The organism is Streptomyces herbicida (assembly GCF_032656585.1).
GTDB lineage: Bacteria > Actinomycetota > Actinomycetes > Streptomycetales > Streptomycetaceae > Streptomyces > Streptomyces herbicida.
Map to the genome: position 1 here is coordinate 485,156 of NZ_JAUYWJ010000005.1, position 7,211 is coordinate 492,366.

Consider the following 7,211-nt stretch of genomic DNA (forward strand, 5'->3'; position numbering starts at 1 on the left):
GCCGCTCCTCACCGGAACACGTCGTCCGAGTCGTCCCAGTCGGCCGGCTCCTCCAGGGCGGGCCGGTGTGCGGCGCGGGTCCGGACCTGGTACATCGCGTCGATCTCGGCCGCGTAGTGCCGCACTATGGCGTCCCGGCGCAGCTTCAGCGAGGGCGTCAGCAGTCCGTTGGCCGGGTCGAACGGCTCGGGGAGCACCCGGTACACCCGGATGGACTCGGAGCGTGACACCGCACTGTTGGCCGCCGCGATGGCCCGCGCGATCTCCTCTCGCAGCGCGTTGTCCTCCCGTGCCTGCCGGCCGGGCGTGTCGGGCTGCAGCGCCGGCGCCGTCCGCCAGTGCGCCAGATACTCCGGGTCCAGGGTGATCAGGGCCCCCACGCAGGGCCGGTCGTCGCCGACCACCACCGCCTGGTGGACGAGCGGATGCATCCGCAGCCGCTGCTCCAGCGGCGCCGGGGCCACGCTCTTGCCGCTGCTGGTGACGATGACGTCCTTCTTGCGGCCGGTGATCGTCAGATAGCCCTCGGAGTCGAGCCGCCCGATGTCCCCGGTCGCCAGCCAGCCGCCGCGCAGCGCGGCCCGCGTGGCCGGCTCGTCGTTGACGTAGCCCTGGAACACCGACGGGCCGCGCACCAGGAGCTCCCCGTCGTCGGCGACCCGGATCTCCGTGCCCGGCAGTGCCTGCCCCACGGTCCCGGACTTCTCCCGGCCCAGCGGCTGCATGGTGATGCCTCCGCCGGCCTCGGTCAGCCCGTAGCCGTCGTGCACATAGATGCCGATGCCCTCGTAGAACAGGGACAGTTCACGGCTGAGCGACGAGCCGCCGGAGGTGGCCCGGACCACCCGGCCGCCCAGCACGCCACGCAGTCTTCGGTACACCGTCCGCTCGTACAGGGCGTGTTGCAGCCGCAGGTCGAACCCGGGGCCCGGCCCCATGCCGAGGCGCCGGCGTTCCTCGGCCTCGGCGAAGTCCCGTGCCGTCTCCGCGGCCCGCTCGAACAGGGCACCCCGGCCCGACTGTTGGGCGGTCCGCAGAAACGTCTTGTAGAGCTTCTCGAACAGCGACGGCACGGCGTAGAAGTACGTCGGCCGGAAGCTGCGCAGGGCCGAGGCCAGGGCCGCCTCGGTCATCTCCGGCTCGTGGCCCATCAGCACCCCGCCGCGCACGCACATCACCTGGATCATCAGGCCGTAGACATGCGAGAACGGCAGGAAGGCCAGGACGGACGGCTGCTCTCCCGGGGGCGCCGCCGTATGCCCCCAGCCCGCGAACAGCGTGTCGCACGGATGCGCCAGGCTGCGGTGGGTCAGCGCGCAGCCCATCGGGCGGCCCGAGGTGCCCGAGGTGTAGGCGATGGCCGCCGTCGAGTCCGGCAGCACGATCCGGCGCAGCGACTCCACCGTGGCCAGCGGGATGAACCGGCCGCGCTCCGCCAGATGGGCCAGCGCCCCCGCGTCCAACTGCCAGACGTGCCGCAGCCGCGGCAGGGCCGCGCACACGGTGCCGACCGTCATGACGCCCTGCTCGTCCTCCACCACCACGGCCACGCACTCGGCGTCCCGGAGGATCCACTCGACCTGCTCCCGGGAGGATGCCGGATGGATCGGCACGACCTCCGCGCCGACCGCCCACAGGGCGTACGCGAGCGCCGTCCACTCGTACCGCGTCCGGGACATGACGGCCACCCGGTGGCCCGGGGACATCCCGCACGCCACCAACCCCTTGGCCAGATCGACCACTTCGTCCCGCAGCTCGACCGCCGTCACCTCCTCCCAGGTGGCCAGGGCACCGTCCGGGCGGCGCGCGAGCACCGGCAAAGTGGGGTTGCGGACCGCCATGTCGAAGACGCTGTCGGCGAGTCCGCCGGTCAGGGCCGGAACCGCCGCCGGAGCGAGGGCCAAGTCGCGCATGCGCTGCTCCCGGGATGTACGGAGGGTGACACTGCCGATCAGTACCGTGGTCGGCGGTGCTCGAATGTATCCGAGGCGACGTCGTTTGGCGCCTGGAACGGTCAAGTCGTCGCCGACTGATGATCTAGACGTGTCCGAGGGCTTCCCGTAAGACGCGCACTCACGACCGTCCCGGCTGTGTGTGCCGTATGCACTCGGTGACGACGTCGCGCAGACTCCCGGTCCGCTCCAGCGCCTTGCGCTGCACCGATGCGCCGTTGCCCCGCCGCAGCAGCGCCTCGAACGCTTCCTGCACACGCTCGTTGTCACCGGTGTCGGCGAGCGGGTCCGCAATGTGCTCCAGCAGGTCCCGCAGCACCGACTCCGCGGGCGCAGGCCGCATGGTCTGCGGGTGGAGCAGTTCCCCGGACAGTCCCGAGCGCGCCGCCCGCCACCCGGCGAGCCGCAGCAGGCTCACGCTCTGCCCCGCCGGCTGCGCGCCGGCCCGCCAGTCGCGCGCCGCCGTCTCCACCAGCCCGCGTGCCAGGGTGGCCAGCAGGACCGTGGTGTCCGCGTGCAGACACACATCCGCGACACGGATCTCCACCGTCGGGTACCGGTCGGACAGCCGCGCATCGAAGTAGATCATGGCCTTGTCGAGGAGCGCACCGGTGGCGATCATGTCCGTCACCCGCTCGTGATACCGCTCGGCCGAGCCGAAGACCTCCGTCGGCCCGGCCGACGGCCAGCGCTGCCACACCCGGCTGCGATAGCTGTCGTACCCGCTGTCCCTCCCCTGCCAGAAAGGGGAGTTGGCGCTCAACGCCGTCAACACCGCGAGCCAGGGCCGGATCCGGTCGAGGACGGCGACGCCCTCGTCGTCGGACTCGACCGCCACGTGGACGTGACAGCCGCAGACCATCTGTTCGTGCACGGCGATCCCGTACTGCTCGGCCATCCACTCGTAGCGGCGGTTGGCGCTGATCGAGGGATTGACGGGCAGCGGCGAGGAGGCGAGCGCGGCGACCGCGCAACCGGTCTCCCCGGCCAGCCGCGCGGCCTCCGCACGGCAGCGGACGATCTCCGCGGCCAGTTCGTCCAGGTCCGCCTGCGGATGCGTGGCGAATTCGAGCTGCTGGCTGTGCAGCTCCTCCTCGAACGCCTCCCCTGCCTGATCGTCCCGGTCGGCGCGGGCGAGCATCGCTGCGGACATCGCCCGGGGTTCGCCGGTTGCGGGATCGACCAGGAGGAGTTCCTCCTCCACTCCTACGGTACGCACGTTCCCCGACTGCCCCGTTCGGTCATTCCTGAACCGGGTGCGGGACCAGCCACACCGTGGCGAGGGGCGGCAGGGTCACCCGGAGCGCGCCGTCGTCCGGCACGAGCGCTCCGCGGTGGATGACGTCGCCGCCGCCGTAACGCGCGCTGTCGGTGTTGAGGATCTCTTGCCAGGCGACGACGCCGTCAGGGACGCCGAGCCGGTAGTCGTGGCGGACGACCGGGGAGAAGTTGGACACGGCCAGCAACGGTGTGCCGCGCCCGTCGAACCTCAGGAAGGCGAAGACGTTGTCGTCCGTGGCGTCGCCGACGACCCAGCGGAAGCCGGCCGGGTCGGTGTCCCGCTGCCAGAGGGCGGGGTGGGCGCGGTAGACGGTGTTGAGATCGCGGACCAGGTCCTGCACCCCACGGTGGTCCGCCGCCGCCTCGTACGCCGGGTCCAGCAGCCACCACTCGGGGCCGTGGGCCTCCGACCACTCGGCGCCCTGGGCGAACTCCTGCCCCATGAAGAGGAGTTGCTTGCCCGGGTGGGCCCACATGAAGCCCAGGTACGCACGGTGGTTGGCCCGCTGCTGCCACCAGTCGCCCGGCATCTTGGAGACCAGGGCCTGCTTGCCGTGGACGACCTCGTCGTGGGAGATGGGCAGGACGTAGTTCTCGCTGTAGGCGTACACCATCGAGAAGGTCATCTCGTTGTGGTGGTACTTGCGGTGCACCGGCTCGTGCCGGATGTACTCCAGCGAGTCGTGCATCCAGCCCATGTTCCACTTCAGTCCGAAGCCCAGACCGCCGCTGTCCGTCGGCCGGGTCACACCGTCCCAGGCGGTCGACTCCTCGGCGATGGTCAGCACGCCCGGCGCCCGCCGGTAGACGGTCGCGTTCATCTCCTGCAGGAACGCCACCGCGTCCAGATCCTCCCGCCCGCCGAACACATTGGGCGTCCACTGACCGGAGTCGCGCGAGTAGTCGAGGTAGAGCATGGAGGCGACCGCGTCCACGCGCAGCCCGTCGATGTGGAACTCCTCGCACCAGTACACCGCGTTGGCGACCAGGAAGTTGCGCACCTCGATGCGCCCGAAGTCGAACTCGTACGTCCCCCAGTCCGGATGCTCGGCCCGCCGCGAGTCCCCGGGTTCGTACAGCGGATCCCCGTCGAAGCGCGCCAGCGCCCAGTCGTCCTTGGGGAAGTGCGCCGGCACCCAGTCCATGATCACACCGATGCCGGCCCGGTGGAGGGCGTCGACCAGGTACTTGAAGTCGTCCGGGGTGCCCAGCCGGGACGTCGGCGCGTAGTACGACGTGACCTGGTAGCCCCAGGAGGGGCCGAAGGGGTGCTCGGCGACCGGCATCAGCTCGACATGGGTGAAGCCGAGGTCCTTGACGTACGCCGGGAGCTGGTCAGCCAGTTGACGATACGTCAGACCGGGTCGCCAGGAGGGGAGGTGGATCTCGTACACCGAGAACGGTGCCTCGTGCACCGGGGTGTCCGCTCGGTGCGCCATCCACCCCGCGTCGCCCCACTCGTAGTGCGAGGCCGTGACGACGGAAGCGGTGTCCGGCGGCACCTCCGTGCGCCGCGCCATCGGGTCGGCCTTGAGGAACCGGTCGCCGTAGCGCGACGTGATCTCGAACTTGTACCGGGTGCCCTCGCCGATGCCCGGCAGGAACAGCTCCCAGACCCCGGACGAGCCGAGCGAACGCATCGGGTACTGGGTGCCGTCCCACCAGGTGAAGTCCCCGGCGACCCGCACCCCTCGGGCGTTCGGCGCCCACACGGTGAAGCGGGTGCCGGTCACGCCCTGGTGCGTCATCGGTTCGGCGCCCAGCGCCTGCCACAGTTGCTCGTGCCGGCCTTCGCCGATCAGATGCAGATCGAGCTCGCCGAGAGCGGGGAGGAAACGGTAGGGGTCGTCCACCTCTTGCTCGACGTCCTCGTACTCCACGCGCAGGGTGTACGGCGGAACCGTGTCGTACGGCAGTACGGCGGCGAAGAGGCCGTCGCCCTCGGAGACGAGGCTGTTGCGCGTCCCGTCGATCACGACGCTCACCGCGCGGGCGAAGGGGCGCAGTGCCCGGAACACGGTCCCGCCGGGGACCGCGTGGGCGCCCAGCAGGGCGTGCGGATCGTGGTGGGAGCCCGACAGCAGCCGCTCACGGTCCATCGGGTCCAGTGGAACGGTCGTGGGCGGAAGCGGACCCGAGTGCTCGGGGAGTGAAGTGTCGCGCAGGGCCATGAGGTCAGCCTCCCCGTACTGCGAGTCGCTCGATCGCGGCCATGGGAACCGGAAGCCAGTCCGGGCGGTGCCGGGCCTCGTACAGCACTTCGTACACCGCCCTGTCCGTCTCGTGGGCACGCAGCAGGGCGTGCTTCTTGCGCGGATCCCACCCGGCCCGGGCGGCATAGCCCGCGCAGAAGGCCTCCCGGCAGCGGCGGGCCCACTCCGGGCGCCAGGGGCGGCGCTGCCGGGCCGCGTAGTCGAAGGAGCGCAGCATGCCGGCTATGTCCCGCAGCGGGGACTGGGCGCTGCGCCGCTCGGTGAGCGAGCGGGACGGTTCGCCCTCGAAGTCGATGACGAACCACTCGGGGCCGGTCCGCAGCACCTGCCCGAGGTGCAGGTCACCGTGTATTCGCTGGGCCGGCGGCCCGGCGTCGCAGGTGGCGAGCGCGCCGAACGCGGTGCGCAGCCCCGGGACGAACGGCCGCAGCGCGGGCACGCAGTGCACGGCGGCCTCCAGCCGGGCCGTCATCGCCTCCGCCATATCCTCGTTCTCGCCCCGGACACCCGACGGGAAGGCCGTGGCCAGCGCCAGGTGCACCTCGGCCGTGGCCCGCCCCAGCTCGTGCGCCGCCCTGGTGAAGTCGTCGCCCGAGGCGAGCGCCCGCAGGGCGAGCGTCCAGCCGTCGTCGGCGCCGGGCAGGAAGGGCTGGAGCACGCCGAGTGTCGCGGGCCAGGGCTGCGTGGTCCGGAACCAGGCCACCGGCGCGGGCACGCGCGTGCAGCCCTGTGCGGCCAGCGCCCCCGACACCTCCAGGTCGGGGTTGACCCCGGGCTGGATGCGCCGGAAGACCTTCAGGATGTACGCGTCGCCGTACACCAGCGAGGAGTTGGACTGCTCGGCGTCCAGCAGACGCGGTGCGAGTGCGCCGGGCACCCGCACGGCCGGGTCGGTCTCGAAGCGCAGCGGGCCTGCCGTGCCCGGCTGCCGCAGCCGCTCCAGGAGCAGTTCGGCCGAGCGCGGATCGTGCAGCGCGTCGTACACCGCCAGACCGGCCAGCGGGCCCTCGTCGGGCCGGCCGATGTAGGCCCGGCCCAGGCGCGGTGCCGGATGCTGCTGCGCGCCGAGCAGGAGCTGGTAGCAGTCGCCGGCCGTTGGGGTGCCCACGGGGGCGGGGACCCCGCCCTGTCCGGCCTGGACCAGCAGGTGCAGACAGCCCGGGAACAGCTCGGTCATGGACAGCACGGAGAGCTCCGTGACGGGCCGGTCCTTGCCCGCGAACCAGCGCTGCCCGGGCAGCCATTCGCGCAGCAGCCCGGTCAGCGAGGCCGTGGGCCGGTCGGAACCGGTCCAGTGCCTCGGCCGGACGGAAACGGTCTTCGTCATGGTGAAGCCTCCTTTCCTCGGTGCCGCGCGCTCAGCGTCGTCGGCCGATCCGGGATGCGACTCGGGAGAGCCGGAACCAGTAGAAGCCGTGGCCCGCGAGGGTGAGCAGATAGGGCAGTTCACCGATGGCGGGGAAGCGGACCCCGCCGATGAGCTCGACCGGATGACGTCCGTCGAAGACCCGCAGGTCGAGTTCGGTCGGCTGTGCGAAGCGGGAGAAGTTGTGCACGCACAGGACCAGGTCGTCCTCGTACTCGCGCAGGAAGGCGAGGACCGCGGGGTTGGAGGACTGGAGTTCCGTGAACGAGCCGAGTCCGAAGGCGGGGTTCTGCTTGCGGATCTCGATCATGCGGCGGGTCCAGTGCAGGAGGCTGGACGGGGAGGACATGGAGGCCTCGACGTTGGTGACCTGGTAGCCGTAGACCGGGTCCATGATCG

5 protein-coding genes are annotated in these 7,211 nt (G+C 71.4%); all 5 read right to left on the bottom strand.

Going from position 1 to position 7,211, the window contains the following annotated elements; all coding sequences use genetic code 11:
- Positions 1-8: 8 nt before the first annotated feature.
- On the bottom strand, positions 9-1,913 hold the full coding sequence (locus Q8A52_RS14435) for an AMP-dependent synthetase/ligase (RefSeq protein WP_316751840.1): 1,905 nt from the start codon (positions 1,911-1,913) through the stop codon (positions 9-11).
- A gap of 160 nt (positions 1,914-2,073) precedes the next feature.
- Positions 2,074-3,171 carry a glutamate--cysteine ligase 2 gene (locus Q8A52_RS14440; RefSeq protein WP_316751842.1) on the bottom strand — a complete coding sequence of 366 codons (1,098 nt, stop codon included), beginning with the start codon at positions 3,169-3,171 and terminating at the stop codon, positions 2,074-2,076.
- Positions 3,172-3,193: 22 nt separating this feature from the next.
- Positions 3,194-5,404, bottom strand: a complete 2,211-nt coding sequence (gene glgB, locus Q8A52_RS14445) for a 1,4-alpha-glucan branching enzyme (RefSeq protein WP_316751844.1) — start codon at positions 5,402-5,404, stop codon at positions 3,194-3,196.
- 4 nt (positions 5,405-5,408) lie between these two features.
- Entirely contained in the window at positions 5,409-6,773 is a 1,365-nt protein-coding gene (locus Q8A52_RS14450) for a maltokinase N-terminal cap-like domain-containing protein (RefSeq protein WP_316751847.1), read from the bottom strand.
- Between the two features lie 31 nt (positions 6,774-6,804).
- Positions 6,805-7,211 (bottom strand): alpha-glucosidase C-terminal domain-containing protein (locus tag Q8A52_RS14455; RefSeq protein ID WP_316751849.1); only part of this gene is annotated, 407 nt, incomplete at its 5' end.

Coding starts and splice junctions, on each gene's coding strand:
- Q8A52_RS14435 (WP_316751840.1), bottom strand. CDS start 1,913: ATGCGCGACTTGGCCCTCGCTCCGGCGGCGGTTCCGGCCCTGACCGGC.
- glgB (WP_316751844.1), bottom strand. CDS start 5,404: ATGGCCCTGCGCGACACTTCACTCCCCGAGCACTCGGGTCCGCTTCCG.
- Q8A52_RS14450 (WP_316751847.1), bottom strand. CDS start 6,773: ATGACGAAGACCGTTTCCGTCCGGCCGAGGCACTGGACCGGTTCCGAC.